At 30.3% G+C, this 16,858-nt stretch carries 11 protein-coding genes and 1 pseudogene; 10 read left to right on the top strand and 2 right to left on the bottom strand.

The features are described 5' to 3' along the window. Positions 1-301: 301 nt before the first annotated feature. Positions 302-1,192, bottom strand: a complete 891-nt coding sequence (locus OIU80_RS04720) for a Fic family protein (protein ID WP_264285903.1) — start codon at positions 1,190-1,192, stop codon at positions 302-304. A gap of 589 nt (positions 1,193-1,781) precedes the next feature. Then, on the bottom strand, positions 1,782-4,334 hold the full coding sequence (locus OIU80_RS04715) for a DUF3472 domain-containing protein (RefSeq protein WP_264285902.1): 2,553 nt from the start codon (positions 4,332-4,334) through the stop codon (positions 1,782-1,784). Between the two features lie 415 nt (positions 4,335-4,749). Between OIU80_RS04715 and OIU80_RS04710 the strand changes: the two genes are divergently transcribed. The 10 genes and pseudogenes from OIU80_RS04710 to OIU80_RS04665 form a co-directional block, all read left to right on the top strand. Next, complete coding sequence (locus OIU80_RS04710; RefSeq protein ID WP_264285901.1) at positions 4,750-5,025, top strand: hypothetical protein; 276 nt, start codon at positions 4,750-4,752, stop codon at positions 5,023-5,025. Positions 5,026-5,403: 378 nt separating this feature from the next. Then, positions 5,404-6,747, top strand: coding sequence for a metal-dependent hydrolase family protein (locus OIU80_RS04705; RefSeq protein ID WP_264285900.1), 1,344 nt, complete (start codon positions 5,404-5,406; stop codon positions 6,745-6,747). Positions 6,748-7,000: 253 nt separating this feature from the next. Continuing rightward, a complete protein-coding gene (locus tag OIU80_RS04700) occupies positions 7,001-7,981 on the top strand; it encodes a helix-turn-helix transcriptional regulator (protein ID WP_264285899.1) in 981 nt (326 codons plus the stop codon). A gap of 9 nt (positions 7,982-7,990) precedes the next feature. Then, positions 7,991-8,986, top strand: coding sequence for a helix-turn-helix domain-containing protein (locus OIU80_RS04695; protein ID WP_264285898.1), 996 nt, complete (start codon positions 7,991-7,993; stop codon positions 8,984-8,986). 664 nt (positions 8,987-9,650) lie between these two features. Continuing rightward, a complete protein-coding gene (locus OIU80_RS04690) occupies positions 9,651-10,622 on the top strand; it encodes a helix-turn-helix transcriptional regulator (protein ID WP_264285897.1) in 972 nt (323 codons plus the stop codon). A gap of 10 nt (positions 10,623-10,632) precedes the next feature. Continuing rightward, on the top strand, positions 10,633-11,637 hold the full coding sequence (locus tag OIU80_RS04685; RefSeq protein WP_264285896.1) for a helix-turn-helix domain-containing protein: 1,005 nt from the start codon (positions 10,633-10,635) through the stop codon (positions 11,635-11,637). A 196-nt stretch (positions 11,638-11,833) separates the two neighbouring features. After that, positions 11,834-12,490 carry a hypothetical protein gene (locus OIU80_RS04680; RefSeq protein WP_264285895.1) on the top strand — a complete coding sequence of 219 codons (657 nt, stop codon included), beginning with the start codon at positions 11,834-11,836 and terminating at the stop codon, positions 12,488-12,490. A 445-nt stretch (positions 12,491-12,935) separates the two neighbouring features. Further along, positions 12,936-13,871 carry a PorP/SprF family type IX secretion system membrane protein gene (locus tag OIU80_RS04675; protein ID WP_264285894.1) on the top strand — a complete coding sequence of 312 codons (936 nt, stop codon included), beginning with the start codon at positions 12,936-12,938 and terminating at the stop codon, positions 13,869-13,871. A gap of 21 nt (positions 13,872-13,892) precedes the next feature. Further along, the gene (locus tag OIU80_RS04670) at positions 13,893-16,100 is read left to right on the top strand and encodes an OmpA family protein (protein WP_264285893.1); all 2,208 of its coding nucleotides are present in this window, start codon (positions 13,893-13,895) and stop codon (positions 16,098-16,100) included. Positions 16,101-16,442: 342 nt separating this feature from the next. Further along, positions 16,443-16,858 (top strand): annotated as a pseudogene (locus OIU80_RS04665) (hypothetical protein); the annotation flags it as partial.

Genomic DNA, 16,858 nt, shown 5'->3' with positions numbered 1-16,858 from the left:
ACAAGATTTAGTACAAAGTGATAAGTTATCTAAATAAAAACACAAAATCCTTTCAATATTCATTGCTTTGACACGATTTCAACTGTTTCAAGGAGAGCAGGATTCCAACTTTGAGCTCAGAACCCGCATTTATCATGCGTTTTTAAGTTTTTTCAATCTGCTTTGCCACGATGTTGCCACGAAAATAAAATTGTTAATTTTTAGTATTTAATTTGCTTGTATTCAGTATTTTAACTTGTTTTATTCTGCTGTAATTCTTTCTGGTGTAAATTTAAAGAATATGGATTGATTTGTCCTTTTTTTACTTGTATCCAATCTCGAAATAATCCAAAACTGATTTGTAATTATCTTGTGCAGTAAGACAAGTATCCATAAGATATTCTTTTACATTGTTCCATTCCTGAAGTCCTCTATAGTAAAAAAGTTTAAGTTGTTCATCAATGATAAATGGAACAATATTGTTTGCAAGGCATTCTTTGAAAATAATTAACCGACCCACACGACCGTTTCCATCTTGAAAAGGATGTATGATTTCAAATTTATAATGAAAATCGATGATGTCTTCTATAGTTTTAATTTTAATAGTATGATAAGTAGTGAGAAGTTCTTTCATTTTTTGAGCAACTTGACTAGGGGTACAAGTCTCATTACCTCCAACTTCATTTGGCATCTTTTTATATTCACCAACATTAAACCAATCTTTTCCACTGTCAGAAGTACCAGACTTTAATAAAAAATGAAGCTCTTTAATAATGGATTCGGTAAGCTTAGCATTTGCTTTTTCAATAATAAAATCGATGCAGCGAAAGTGATTAGAGGTTTCAATAATGTCATCGACGTTTAAAATTTCTTTGGATGCTCCAACTGTATTGGTTTCAAAAATATATCTCGTTTGATCGTGTGTAAGCCGGCTTCCTTCGATTTTATTTGAGTTATAAGTCAAGTCAATCTGCGTTCGGTGGTAGATACCACCTTTCAGTTTCATATTCTTTTGCTCTTTCAGATTATTCAGTAAAATATTTTTACTTACTTTTTTATTTCCTTTTTGAGGAATTACAGCATCCTCTGGAATACTCCAGGTTTTACCAGTTAAGAAAGCTCCTTTTAATTTCCCTAAAGCACAATAATTGCGAACCGTCCTTTCGGACAGTTCCAGCTTTTTTGCAAATTCTACTACTGAAAGGTATTTCATGTTTTATACAAGTTCCGTTATCGGCAAATATACAATCAAATATAGTATGAAAATTTTTAATTTTTGCCGATAACAAAAATATCAAATAAAAATTATTTAAAGACTTGAATATAGTTTTTCAATATTGTCAAGATGAAGCGTCTTAAGTTTATGGTAAATTAGAGGGTAACTCCAAAAGCCAAGTGCTGCGATTTAGCCACAAAATTGATACTGGTGAAATAGCTTTAAAAACTGCCTTAAGTTTTTGTGGCAAAAATGGTACCCATTCCAAAACTACTGTGCCACGATTTTGCACGAAATTAAAATACCAATTTTTTACTGATTTTTATGTTTTAACTTGTTTAAAATGATCGATATAATTCGTTTTTTAAAAATAAAAATTAACTAATTTTTCACGATAAATCGAAAAATTTTTGATTTTATATTTATTACTTGTATTCTATTTCGAAATAATTAAGGATAGATTTGTATGTATCTTGTGCAGCAAGACATACTGCTACCAAATGCATAATCGATATATTAGATTGAGCCTAATATTCAGATTGTATATTTGTAAACTCCATAAAAAGAGTTCAAAATAGTTTTTATTTTAATGTAAATAGTTTTTTTTATTCACAATAACTTTTTTTCTGACTATCTGATCGTCAAGATGAAGAATTAATATGTACATTCCTGAAGGTAATTTTTCAACGTTCACTTTTTGTTCAAATGTAGCATCCCCAATATAGCCCACAGATTTTTCTATAATTTTTTTACCAGTAATGTCTATGAGGCTATAGTAGAACTTCTTTCCTTCAGATTTTGTAAGTTTGACATTGAAATGTGTATCGGATGGATTTGGATATACACTAAATTCAGGGTTAAGTTTAAAATCTTCAATAGACAAAGTAGGACAGGTTCCGATGTTTCTCCAAAGGGCTGTATTTAAATTTGGCTGTTTGCTAGTAGTAGGTGCTAACGCACAGTAAATAGTATTCTGATAGCTTACTTGATCACCCACTAGATAGTTTGTAGAATTGTTCCATAGAGTACTATTACAATTTAGACCTATTATGTCAAAATTAGTGAGTGTTGATGAAGTATTATCTTCGAGTGTTGTAATTACTTTTATATTGTGATTTCCAGTGGTCAAATTATTAAGAATAAATGTATAGGGTGCCTTTGTTATAGTGGCAATGATTTGTCCATTATCTTTAATAGTAATTGATGACAATGCGCGATCTGGATCAGTCACAGTGAAATTAAAAGGGATATTATTTCCTGTATTTGCCACTATGTTTTGCTCCAAAGGAGCTAACATGCTAACAGTTGGCGTTGTTTTAGGAAATAAGAAATCTCCACAAAATTTCACCTCTGTAATGTTACAGTACCCTCCTTTTGGTGACAAATATCGAACATAACGATATCCTTTGGTAGAAGAGATGTTTACGGTTTCCCATGTATTATCCGTTGGTTGTGTTGTAATGGTATAAAGATCCGCTACATCTGAAGAAAAGTCCGAAGTATTTGAACCTTGAAATTTACCGCCTATCATGCGGTCAGCGTGACTGCTTCTTGGAAAAAAACTAATAGTATTGACGAATATTTTTTTCTCTACTCCAAAATCTAGACCTGCATAACCATCATTGCCTATAGCATAATCAAAGAAGGTGTCTGTGTTTCCATCAAATACTTTATCGTAAGTACTAGTTCCGTTTTGATATGCAGGAGAAGTTCCGAATGCAACACCTTCTGTATTACATGTACTATTTACTTTGATTGTCACGGGTAGGGAAGTGCTGCTTACTCCTATATTATTTATGACCTTTGCTGTAATGGCATAACTGCCAAATTTTACATTTGACCACGTAAATGAATAAGGTGCTGTATTCACACTTCCTAATAAAGTAGTTCCATTATAAAATTCTACGTTGTCAATTGTATTAGAAATATCTCCTGCGATAGCATTAATTGTGATGCTTGCAGGTGAGGAAAAAAAGGCATTATTAATAGGCGATGTTAATGCGATAGTTGGTCCTGCAATTTTAGTTACAGTTGAATAAACGGGCGTACTTGGTTGATCATATATGTCATTAATTATTAATCGCGTATAGTATGTGCCATTGTCTAAGGATGAAGCATTAATTGATGCAGTTCTTTGTTGAGGAATTTTATCAGTGGTTGTCAAAATTGGATCTCCTTTATAGGAAGAATTATTAAAAACATCTATAGTGTAGGAAAATTGAGGGCTTTGTGTTTGAGAGATGGCCCAATTCATATTGATTGTTTGATTTGATGGTTGATAAGTTGCATCATATGAAGAAACTGAACCAATAGTCAAATCAGGCGCTTCGGCAGAAGACTCGATACTTAAATTGATAAACCTCTCAGGAAAGCTATGGGTAGTATTTCCTCCAGTTTGCATAAAAAAGGCATCCGCTTCGGTGCCTGAATTAAATGCCTGATCATAAATACCGTTTCGTATTTCATCACCATAATTGGAATCAAAAGCAGCTGATTTTTGTAGTATCCAAGTTCCTGAGTCAGCTCGTTGCCAAGCATCTTTAAGTAATACTTTCCTAACATTTGCACCTGTTCCAACCCAGTCTTCAATAAAGGCATCATTATTATATCGAAAGTAAACATCCGCAACAGGATAATCCATTGTTACTAAATGTGTCCATATGCCTGTATTTGTATCTTGTGACCAAAATCCAAAAAAAGTATGTGCATTATATTGCCATACTCTTGATACTAAATTATACCAAGTATTTGGTGACCATCCTAAAGCGAAATTCATTGATTTAAGACCTGTTCCTTCTCCTCCAAAGTTTTCAATTTTAGTGCCAGGACCAGCATATGCTCCAACAATTGGTAAATGATTGGAAGGATCCCATATAGAAAAAATGAATGCTTTCCCACCTGGATGGTCCTGAATTCCACAGTATCCTCCACCTTCTTGCCCCGTGTTCCATCCCATAACCGAATAGTAAGTGTAAGTAGATGTGATTGGTACATTTACTGAATTCATCCATATATCAGAATTCATATTTCCGCCGGAATAATTTAAGTGACTAGATGGAGCGGCACCCTGACCATATAAATTAAATGATGTAAATACTATAAAAGCAACTATTTGTGTAGTGATAAGTTTAATTTTCATATAATAACTATGTAATGATTATGTCTTTTGATAACATTTTTTTAAAGTAGTATACAGCTTAAAATAAATAGCTTAGTACCGCTAAAAGAATCTTTTGTTTAGATGTAATTAAAAACTAATGTTGAACTGTCTAATTTTTACAGCGCAGAAATTATAGATTCAGTTTTTTGTTATGGTCTGATAAAACACTAAAAATTACAAATTAGATTGTAATGCCCATTCTTACTACTTTGTAATAAAAAAAGTAGTAGGTAAATTTTTTCAAATTAAATAATTTTATGAAAAAAACATATGATTGATAGACTCGGTTATATCATATAAATAACTGTGCAAATTTATTTTGAATATACTCGAGGTAAGACCTAATTAAGGTCAAAAAACAATATGATAAATCTTTTTTGTAGAGTAATTGCTCGTGAATCATCTAATATGGGGTGTGCAATCAAAAAGTAATTTAAATGAAAGGGAAAAGAAGTACTTAAAGCTGTTAAAACTTTTAGTTAAAAACAATAGAGTTCGTATGCCTCAATGGGAGCAAATTGATAACTGGGAAAAGCAAAAAGCAAGTCAGATTATTAATGATCATAATGGTTCATATTATGTGTCAGTATGGTTGAAAATATTTGAGCTTGATGAGAATGATGGAGCCTCTATTAAAGAAATTGGAAAAACATTGGTTCCTAATTTATAATTTTTATATATGAATCTAATGAGAATATTGAAAAGACTACCGATACATTTTTATTTGATGATAAACGCAGCAGCGAAAAGGCTTTGGAAAGAGAGTGACCATTTATTAATGCATAGGTTTTTGGTAATTAATATTTCAGTAGAGTAAGTTTTGTTAAATCTATAATTATGGTTTTTTTTCTTGATTGATAAAATCAGGGCAAAATCTATAGTATTTCAAATGATGTGATCTGTTTCTGTACTGTATCTCTGTAGAGGTATATGTAGTTGATTATAAAAAATATTTTACAAGTTTGAGTATGAAATTTACTTGAGAGATATTCAGGAAAATATTTTAAATTAGCTTTTAAGTTTTTACAACTCATTTAAAACTCTAAGTATGAAAAAAATATTAAGCCCCTTATTGATAGCTGTTACGCTTTTTGCAAATGCACAAAACAATTCACAAACTTCAAAAATTTTGATTAATAATGTGAATATTTTCAACGGAAAAGATAACAAAATTAAGAAAGGCAATATCTTGATTGAAAATAATTTGATTAAAACTATTTCTGAGCAAACTATAGCGACAGATAAAAGAGGACAAACTAAAATCATTGACGGCCAAGATAAATATGTTATTCCAGGCTTAATTGATGCGCATTCACATATGATGATTGAATCTATTTCGCAAGCAAAGGCAATGACTTCCGAATTTGCTTATCTGGCATTGTATGCAGCGCATGGTTCTGAAAAACAATTGTTAAGAGGATTCACTACAGTTAGAGATTTAGGAGGAGGAGCTTTAGTACTACATAAAGCGATTGATGAAGGTTTTGTTATTGGTCCTCGAATTTTTGCGAGTGGTGCTTTTATATCTCAAACTGGAGGGCATGGTGATTTCGGAATGCCTACAGATGTTCCTAGAAAAATAGGAGAGTTATCATATCCGGAATTAAACGGAATGGCTGCAATTGCTGATGGTGAAGATCAGGTTTTGCTTCGTAGTCGTGAACAATTACGCCAAGGTGCTACCCAATTAAAATTAATGGCTGGAGGTGGAGTGGCTTCCAATTATGATCCTTTGGATGTGACCCAGTATACAGAAGCCGAATTTAAGGCTGCTGTTGGAGCTGCTGAAAATTGGGGAACTTATGTCACAGTTCATGCTTATACTCCGGAAGCAATAAAAACGGCTATAAAAGCGGGGGTAAAATGTATTGATCATGGGCAGTTAGCTGATGAGGAAACAGCCAAGTTGATGGCTGAAAAAGGAATTTGGTGGAGTTTGCAGCCTTTTTTGGATGATGAAGAAGCAATTCCTTTTCCAGCTGGATCAAGCAACAGGAAAAAGCAATTAGAAATGACACAAGGAACCGATAATGCTTATAAATTGGCAAAAAAGTATAAGATTAAAACAGCTTGGGGAACAGATTGTTTATTTGATTCTTCTTTGGCTATGAAACAGGGGAAGCAACTTTCAAAAATGACGAGATGGTATACGCCTTTTGAGGTGCTTAAAATGGCTACATATGATAATGCTCAATTATTGACAATGTGCGGAAAAAGAAATCCCTATCAGGATGGGAAATTAGGAGAAATATCTGAAGGTGCTTATGCAGATTTAATCTTAGTAGACGGTAACCCAATTGAAAACATCCATTTGATTGAAGATCCTGATAACAATTTTAAAATTATTATAAAAGACGGAAAAATATATAAGAATGCATTAACTAAACAATAAAAAATATTTTAGTTATTGCTTAATAAATTAAAATGTAAAGAGATAAAATGCATTTTTTTTACAGCTATTTTAAGTTGATTATTGTTAGTAGGTTAAATGATGTATTGAAATTATAGTTGTGTGTTAAGATATTTATTGTTAAAATTACTTCTTTTGTCTCACTTTTAATAGATTGATTTATTAGTTGTTAAATTAAAATAAAAAATATTTTTTTTTTTTATAATTTAATTACTTTTATAATAAATTTTTTTAGATGAGAACAATAACATATAGTTATGGTGCCGAATTTAATTTGTTAGAGGTATTAGCTCCTGCAATGGGAGGTTCTATTGAAGGAAATTTTATTAAAGGAAATAATGAGCTGTACGAAGGCACTCATTTTGTTATGCCATTTGATAATAGAGTATCTGCCCTGTTAGTTGATGCTACTTATAAAGAAAGTGCATTATTAGAATATAGGACTGGGGTTGATTATTTCGTGGGAATGTATTTTCATGTTATTAAAGAAGATATTAATTTCATTCAGAAGGATGAATCCACTTTAGTAGGGAGACAAGATTACAATTTATTAATCGTAGATAGTCTATTAGATTTTGACTATGTTGTTGATAATGGTGTAAATACGTACGTTGTGTGCATATTTATTTATAAAAGTGCATTAAAAGAATATATGGATAAAATTCCAATATTAAAATCGCTATCTAAAGATGTTTTTAATGCCAAAAAAAATACAATTATCAGTATGGATCGTATGAGTATGGATAGCTCAATTTTAATAAATGATTTTAGAAAAATACCCTACGATAGTCCGTTATTTGAACTTTATTTTAAGGGACTTATTTATAAGTTAATTGGTAATTATTTGGAACAATTATTAACCAAAAAAATTATTATTAGTAAGGTAATGAATGATGATGTAAAGAGTATTATTGCATCTAAAACTAAGTTGTTGGAATCTGTTGACGGAATTTTTCCAGGGGTAGATTTTTTGGCTAAACAAGCATGTATGTCACCATCTAAATATAAAAAATTATTTACTAAAATTTCAGGGTTAAGTCCAGGTACGTTTTTTTATAGTAATAAATTAGTACTTGCCAAAGAATTACTGGAAACTGGAAAATACACAGTTAGTGAAGTTTCGGATAAATTGAATTATGCTAATATTTCTTATTTGGCCAAACGGTTTAATAGTAAATATGGGATTTTTCCAAAGGAATACCAGAGTTTATTATAAAAAGTATTTATGAGTGAATTAATACCAGAGTTTAAGCATATTTATTCTTTAACTCCTGAATGGCGGCAAGATTTTATAAATTATTTAGGGGGTACAATCGTTGATGAAAAGATGTATTTTTCTGAAAAATGGTCTAGAGGTTCATCTTTCTTTTTAGAAATACTTCCCGATGTATCTGTAATTATTATCGATACAATCGTAAACAGGCCAATTCTGTTAACACGAATGGCATCTGATGATGATTTTTGGATTGTATATTATGATTTGAGTGATAGTTTTAGTAAGCATATTGTTGAGGATGTAAATCATAAAATAGGTTATAAATCTAAACTTAATTTTGGTATTGTAGATAATAAGATAGGAAGTTCCTATCTGGCTACAGTTGGGGAGCGGTTTTACTCATTAAGACTTCTTATCCGTAAATCATATATTAAAACATTTTTTACAGATGCTGAATTTGAAAAAGATTTTAAAGATGTTTTCGATGATAAAAAAAAGAAAATGTTTTTTTACGGTCATATTGATAGTCGAAGTAAGGTAATATTGCATAGTTTGAAACAAAATAAGATTGATGATCCTAATTATGAATTTATATTAAAAGGAGCTGCCTTTACCTTATTAGGATATTTAATAGAAAGATTAAACTCTAAAATGCCTAGTATGGTTGCGCATTTGGAGAAAGATATCGAGGCTGTTATGTTGAGTCAGCAACATTTATTATCTAATCTTTTAGTTCCGTTTCCAGGAATAGAACTTCTAGCAAACAATGCGAACATGTCGTCTACAAAATATAGAACTTTATATAATACTATATTTGGTGTGAGTCCTGCACTATATTTTAAGAATGAAAAATTATTATTGGCAAAGGAATTATTGGAAAGTGGCGATTTTAAATTTGTTAGTGATGTAGCTTATGAGCTAGGATATAATAAAACAGCGTATTTTTCTTCCATTTATAAAGATTATTTTGGTGTTTTGCCCAACACCGTACTTAAAGAATTTTAAATGCAGAAAATAATATTATTGCCCGATTATGTAACGTAATCGGGTTTTTTTGTTTCTTGAGATAGCTCTTATCTTGGGATCTGTAACTTTTTATGTTGATTTTATGGTCGTGTGTGGTAGTTTGAAAGAACGGCGGTAATATACTTTTGCAAAGTACTTTTAATAACATTATTTACTAAAAAAATTAACAAAGTATTGATTTTGTTAGAAGTTGCAAGGAAGGTAAACTAATTTGTAAAGATAAATAATGAGCATAACAATAATACCAATTATAGATCATGTGCAGTATTCAGTCAATGGACATTTAGTATACAAAGATGCACTCAGAAATTGGGCATGTAAGCATGATTTATCAGTTAAAGAGCATGAGGCTTTTAGAGTTTATGAAGAATTGATTATTAAAAAGCCAATATTAAAGAATAAAGGGACCTACATATTCGACTTTACGAATTTAAAATTTACAGTTAAGCATGTAGAGAATTAACTACTTGCTAAATAAAATATCAATTTAAAACAGCATCTATTTTTACAAAAGAGATCTTGTCTCTAAACAATTTGTTGTCAACTTATTTTAAAATTTATTAATTAACTATCAATGATATATAATATGTGTTGATTGCATTTATTAAAATGAATTTAGGGATATAAAAACCAGATTTTTAAAATGAAAACAGTAACATATAATTATAACTCATCACTCAATTGGGTTGATGTATTAGCAGAAGCAACGGGAGGTTGTCTTGAAGGTAATTTCATTAAAGGAGATAATGAAATGTTTAAAGGCACTCATTTTTTCTTGCCAATAGAAGATGGTATTACTGCTATGTTGATTGATACAACTTATAAAGAAGAAGTATTGTTAAAATATCGTAACGAGAATAATAATTTTATTGGGTTTCATTTTTACCTTACTAATTTGGATATTGATTTTATTCTGGATGATGAGGTTACTTTATTAGGGAAATTAAATTATAATTTATCTATCGTAGATTGTACAATAGATTTGGATTATATTGTTAAAAAAGGAACTAGACTATTTGTTATTTGTATTTTGTTTGATAAAGAAGCATTAAAAAAGTATTTCTCCAAGATAACTCCAATTGCTGATATTATTCTTGATGCCCAAAAGAATACAGTCATTCGTTTGGATCGAATGGGCACGGAGAGTTTGATTTTGATAAATGATTTTAGAAAAATATCTTCTGATAGTTCCTTGTACAAAGTATATTTTAAAGGTCTTGTATATGGATTAATTGGTAATTGTTTAGAACAGTTAAATAATAAAAAAATTATTATTGATAAAACAATTACAGCAGATATAAAGAATATTATAGCTTCAAAAACGATGCTGCAAAACAGTATAGAAGGACCTTTTCCTGGAGTTAACTTTTTAGCAGAACAAGTTGCTATGTCGCCTTCAAAATATAAAATACTTTTTGCTAAAATCTCGGGAGTAAACCCTGGAACTTATTTCTATAATAATAAATTAAATCGAGCCAAAGAATTGCTTGAAACAGGAAAATTTACTGTTAATGAAGTAGCTCACAAATTAAATTATGCAAATGTTTCTTATTTGGCAAAACGATTTAATGAGATGTATGGAATCTATCCTAAAGAGTATCAAAATTTATTTTAAAAAAGTGCAAATGGATATAACAATACCAGAATTTAAACATACTATATCATTAAAATCTGAATGGCAACAAGATTTTATACAAGGATTGGATTGTACAGTGGTTGATAATAAGCGAATTGACTTTCCAGAGCGAATGGCTAGTGGTTCTGGTTATTTTGTAAAAATTTCCAGAGCTGTATCTGTATTTATTGTTGATTTAGTATTAAATGAACCAATGCGTTTTACACGAATGCCATCTGAGGAGGATTTTTGGATTGTTTATTATGATATGAGCGACAACTATAGTAAGCATTTCGTTGACGGTGTAAAACACAAAACAGGATATAAATCAAAACTTGGGTTTGCGATCATTGATAGTCATCATGAAAGCACGTATGTTTCTTCAGTTGGAGAAAGAGTATATTCTTTACGACTGTGTATTCGTAAGTCGTTTGTTAAAAGTTATTTTCAAGATGTTACTTTGGAAAAAGATTTTAAAAATATTTTTGATGATGAAAAAGGGAGAATGTTTTATTACGGACATATAGATAGTAGGAGTAAAGTCGCATTATACAATTTGAAGCAGCAGAGTATGAACGATACAAATTATGAATTTTTATTAAAAAGTACAGTTCATAAACTCTTTGGATATTTTGTTGAAAGATTAAACTCTAATGCACAAAGTAGAGGGTTATTTTTAGAAAAAGATTTAAATGCTATTATGAAGACCCAAGAATATTTATTATCTAATCTTTTGTTGCCTTTTCCAGGTTTAAAATTATTATCTGAAATTGCTAATATGTCGATTTCAAAATATAGAAATTTATACAGGAACGTATTTGGTATGAGTCCAGCATCTTTTTTTAAAAATGAAAAATTAATATTGGCAAAAGAGCTATTAGAAAGTAGAAATTTTAAATTAATTAGTGATATTGCTTATGAATTAGGATATAATAAAATATCTTATTTTTCTGAGGTATATAAAAAACACCATGGAGATTTGCCACATACTGTATTTAAGGCAAAATTAGATTAACGTAATTGCTTATATTTTAGATAGTATTAATTAAACTCTTAAGAGTAATTATAGTTTTTTTTTGCTGTTTTTTTAATTTAAATTGAACTATTTCAGGATAGGTATATATTAATTTTATCCCACAGATTATTTAGTGGGTTTTAAAAAAATTATGCAAATTCTGAAGCAGTTTGAAATGCTTTGTAAAATATATAGTATGAAAAAAATAGCACATTTTTATTCATTAAGTCCTCAATGGCAACAAGGTTTTGCGGAAGAAATGGGAGCGGAAATTATTGATAATAAAATAATAATTATTCCAGAAATACTAGGTACAGGATATATTTATTTTACAGAGGTTACACGAGGTATTTCGATTCTCTTTAAAGATTATACTCTAAGAAGCCCGATTAGGTTAAACAAACTTATATCTAAGGAAGAATTTTATATTTTACATTACAATCCGAGTGAAGTTCATGTTGCAAATTATGAAAAGGATAACATTATAAATTCAGATTTCTCTATTTTTAATAATCAAGTTGAAAATCTTTATGAGCCAACAGTAAATGAGAGAATATTTGGTTTTATTTTATTTATTGATAAAAAAATAATGCAAGAGTTTGTAGGTAAAATGCTAAACCATGGATCTATTAATAAAAAACTCAACAATAGTGATGGTTGCTATTATAGTTGTATAGATAGTAATAGTTTGATGCTAATTCTTTCTTTGAAAAAAAAATCGATATTTAATGCCTCTTTTGATTACTATTTAAAAGGTATCTCTTATAAGTTATTGGCTAATTTTTTAAGTAGTAATATTGATTTTACCTCTTTAAAAGACGGATTTTATAATGATTTTAATAGTAATTTTTAATAATTGCACCCTCCTACGGATTAGTAATATATTTGTGATTTTTTTATATTTATTTTTCCCGATTGCGTAAAGTGGTCGGGTTTTTTATTTGGAAAATTAAAGATCTTGAGTTTTTTAGAATTGAAACAAAGAAGTAAGGACAAGAAAAAACAAATAGAGTATTTGCTCTATTTATAGATAAACAAATAATAACCAAATTTTCATGATTAAGTAATGTTTGAATAAAGACGCTAATAAATTAAGATAAATGCAATAAGTTAGTTAATGTTCATTTTCAAAATTCAGTCTTCTAGCTTATTTCAGGAGCCTAAAGTCATTAAAAATTTTCTTTAATAACCATATTTCCTCATATACCTTTTCATGATGATTTTATGAATTTATGTGGTAGTGATTAGAAAGGCTGATGCTATAATTTTGCACCATATTTTTAATAAATAGAATGAAAATGAAAAGATTAAAATTATTTATAGCAGTTATATTGTGCAGTTATTCAAGTGTGATGTTTGGGCAACAAGATGCTCAATACACACAATACATGTATAACACAATCAATATAAATCCTGCTTATGCAGGCTCTCGTGGTGCAATTAGCATTTTAGGATTGCATAGAACACAATGGGTAGGATTAGATGGAGCACCAAAAACAAATACATTATCAATTAATGCACCGATTAGTCCTAACATGGGATTAGGAATGTCGGTGATAAACGACAATATAGGACCATCTACAGAAAATAATATTTCTGTAGATTTAGCTTATACTCTGGATGTGTCACCATTTTATAAGCTGTCCTTTGGATTAAAAGGAACGGCAAATTTATTAAATGTTGATTTTACTAAATTGAATATTTATGATCCTGCAGATCCAAGGTTTCAATATAATATTGATAATAAATTCTCTCCAAATATTGGAGCAGGAGTATACCTGCATTCAAATAAATCATATTTAGGGCTTTCAATTCCTAATATGTTAGAAAATAGCCATTATAATAAATCAGCTAAGGATGAGTCACAAAATTATGTTGTAAAAGAGCGCATGCATTATTATTTAATCGCAGGATATGTTTTTGACTTAGATTACAATTTAAAGTTCAAACCGTCATTTCTTACAAAGGTTGTGGAAGGAGCGCCATTACAAACAGATATTTCAGCAAATTTTTTGTTTAATGAAAAGTTTACAGCTGGACTTGCCTATCGTTGGAGTGCCTCAGTAAGTGGTATTGCAGGATTCCAGGTTTCAGATTCATTGTTTGTAGGTTATGCGTATGATGCTGAAACAACGAAACTTGCAAATTATAACTCAGGATCTCATGAAATCTTCTTAAGATTTGAAGTATTAGGCAGATCCAAATCAAGAATGATGTCGCCAAGATTTTTCTAAATAAAACTAATTAAATTAATTATGGGAATAAAAATACACAAAGTGCTTGTTTTGTTTTTTTGTTTAAGCAGTACGATCAGTTTTTCTCAAAAGAAAGATAAAGAACTTGAAAAAGCAAATGCTAAATATGAAGAATTATCTTTTGTAAAAGCAGGAAAATTATATGAACGATTGGTTGAAAAAGGATATAATTCTAAAGAAATATATGCTCGTTTAGGAGATACTTATTTTTTTAATTCGGATTACTCCAATGCTTTAAAATGGTATTCAAAGTTGTTTGAAGATGGGGAATATAGCTTACCAGAGTATTTTTATAGGTATTCTGTTTGTCTTAGAGCAACTGACAATCCTGAGGAGGCGCTTTCAATAATTACTAGTCATTATGAGAAGGCAGGAAAAGAAGAGGAAGCTAAAAAATGGGACCCAATAGTATATTTACAAGCCATTGCACAACAATCGGATAGATATGATGAGGTGGGTGAGGCAGGGATAAATTCAGCGCTTTCAGATTTTGGAACAGCATTCGTACCTAATGAAGAAGCGATTAAGCAAGCTATTGAGATAGCTAAATTTGAAAAGCGGAAAAAAGCGAGAGCTATAAGAGAAAATGAGGAGAAAAGAAGAAAAGACAATCGTAATATTCTTGGTACAAAAGAGGAGTTATCGGAGAAGAAGAAGGAAATTGTTAAAGAAGATATCGAAGTAAAAAAAGAGGATAAACTTCCTAAGTACAAAGAAGTAATTTATGCTACAGCCAAGGATTCTGGATTTTTGATTAAGCGAAAACATAATTGGAATGATAAACCTTTTCTTAAGCTATATTCAGCACAAATTGATGAAGCTGGGGAATTAAAGAATGAAAAAAAACTGTCTGGAGATATCAATACAAAGTACGATCAAAGTACACCTATAATTACAAAAGATGGTTTAACGATGTATTTCACACGATTGGTACCTTATGATAAAATAATAAATAAAGCAAAGAATAAAAAAGCAATTGCACAGCTAAAGCTCTATCAGGCTCAAAAAGTAAATGGTAAATGGACTAATTTAAAACAGCTTCCTCATCCCATAAATGTAGATGGGACTTCATCGGCACATCCGGCATTAAGTCCAAATGACGATCAGTTGTATTTTGTGTCTAATAGGAAGAAGAAAATGAATGACACTGATTTATATGTGATAGATAGAAAGAAAAGTGGAGGATTTGCTACTAGAGCAGAATCTTTAGGAGAGGATATAAATACGTACGGACGTGAAACATTTCCTTTTGTTGACGATAGCGGAATATTATATTTTTCTTCAGATGGGCATCCTGGTCTAGGTGGTTTAGATGTTCTTGCAGCCGTAAAGGGAAGTGATGGTAAATATGTAGTTGTTAATGTTGGTGAACCTATTAACTCCGTGAGTGATGATTTTGCTTACGTTATTGATAATGAATCCAAAAAAGGATTTTTCTCATCTAATAGAAAAGGTGGAACTGGAGATGATGATTTGTATAAGTTTTTAGAGATAAAACCAATAGCTTTTCCTTTTAAATTGAGGCCAGATTATTTTGGAACAATAAAAGACAGCGCAAGCGGGAAGCCTTTAGATAATGTTGAAATAACAGTTTATAATGATCTTAACGAAGTTGTTAAAACATTAGTTACAGACATATCTGGAAAGTATTTGTTTGACTTACCAGCATTGAAAAATTATAGCTTTGTATTTAAGAAAAAAGGATATACATTAGAAAAATTGTTCGTAGAAGGGCTGAAAATGGGAGAAAGAAAAGATCTAGCAGTGGCTTTATTTAATGAGTTGACGGTCATCGTTGATGATAAAGTGGTAATGCTTAAAGATGGGGATGATCTTACTAATAAACTCAGACTAAATCCTATCTATTTTGATTATGGTGGATATATAATACGTAAATCTTCTAAAATAGAATTGGATAAAGTAATTAATTTAATGAAGAGTCGTCCAAGTCTCTCTATAGAAGTTAGGTCGCATACTGATAGTAGGGGTAAAGACGATTATAATATGAAATTATCCAAAAATAGAGCAAAAACAACCACAGATTATATTGTTCTAGAAGGTGGAATTTCTCGAGATAGAGTCAGGGGTGATGGGTACGGAGAATCACAGCTTATTAATAAATGCAGTGATGGTGTAAAATGTACTGAAGTAGAGCATGAATTAAACAGACGTTCAGAATTTATTATTATTATAAAAGAACAGAACTGATAAATTTGAATTAGAAAGAAAAAAGGGTTTGACTTATTAATTAAAGTCGAGCCCTTTTTTTGTTAAATAAAAGATTTGTCTTTATTGGTTTTTAGACTTTTTTTAGTTTCTAAAAGCGTGTAATTCATTGGTTTGTACTTGTTTATTGTGTTTTTTTGACTTTTTATGCTGATTTTAGAGGTTTATGTGGTAGCTCGTGAAGAGACTTAGATTGTAATTTTGTCAAAATTTAAAGCGGGTTTGTAAGTAGGTGATTAATTGATAATTACTAGAATAGTGAACTTACTATTTAAGTTTTAAGGATTATAAAAAAATTAACTCATAAAATAATAATAAAACCTTATGAAGAATAAATTACTACCATTATTTTTTGTACTATCGAGTTACTCAGCGTATTCTCAGGTTGGTATAGGAACAACGATGCCAAATTCTTCTTCTCAATTAGAAGTTGTAGCCCAAGATAAGGGAGTATTAATTCCTAGAATCCAATTAAAGAATACTACTGACGTTACCACAATTGCCAATGGAAATATAAATAGTTTGTTGGTTTTTAATACAGCTACTGTAGCTGACATTAAGCCAGGATACTACTATTGGTATGAAAATAAATGGAATAGAATTGTTGTATCAGGTGAGAATAACGGAATAGCCGGAGGTACAGGAGCACCGGGAACACCGGGAGCTTCAGGAATCAATGCAGACAGTACAATTTATGTAGATAATAGTACAGGTATAGTTTACATTCTTAAGCCAGGAAC

Source organism: Flavobacterium frigoritolerans (assembly GCF_025847275.1).
GTDB lineage: Bacteria > Bacteroidota > Bacteroidia > Flavobacteriales > Flavobacteriaceae > Flavobacterium > Flavobacterium frigoritolerans.
Note: the sequence above shows the minus strand (reverse complement) of the source record. Positions and strands in the feature narration are given on the sequence as shown.

Coding starts and splice junctions, on each gene's coding strand:
- OIU80_RS04695 (WP_264285898.1), top strand. CDS start 7,991: ATGAGTGAATTAATACCAGAGTTTAAGCATATTTATTCTTTAACTCCT.
- OIU80_RS04685 (WP_264285896.1), top strand. CDS start 10,633: ATGGATATAACAATACCAGAATTTAAACATACTATATCATTAAAATCT.
- OIU80_RS04700 (WP_264285899.1), top strand. CDS start 7,001: ATGAGAACAATAACATATAGTTATGGTGCCGAATTTAATTTGTTAGAG.
- OIU80_RS04670 (WP_264285893.1), top strand. CDS start 13,893: ATGGGAATAAAAATACACAAAGTGCTTGTTTTGTTTTTTTGTTTAAGC.
- OIU80_RS04680 (WP_264285895.1), top strand. CDS start 11,834: ATGAAAAAAATAGCACATTTTTATTCATTAAGTCCTCAATGGCAACAA.
- OIU80_RS04720 (WP_264285903.1), bottom strand. CDS start 1,192: ATGAAATACCTTTCAGTAGTAGAATTTGCAAAAAAGCTGGAACTGTCC.
- OIU80_RS04690 (WP_264285897.1), top strand. CDS start 9,651: ATGAAAACAGTAACATATAATTATAACTCATCACTCAATTGGGTTGAT.
- OIU80_RS04715 (WP_264285902.1), bottom strand. CDS start 4,334: ATGAAAATTAAACTTATCACTACACAAATAGTTGCTTTTATAGTATTT.
- OIU80_RS04675 (WP_264285894.1), top strand. CDS start 12,936: ATGAAAAGATTAAAATTATTTATAGCAGTTATATTGTGCAGTTATTCA.
- OIU80_RS04705 (WP_264285900.1), top strand. CDS start 5,404: ATGAAAAAAATATTAAGCCCCTTATTGATAGCTGTTACGCTTTTTGCA.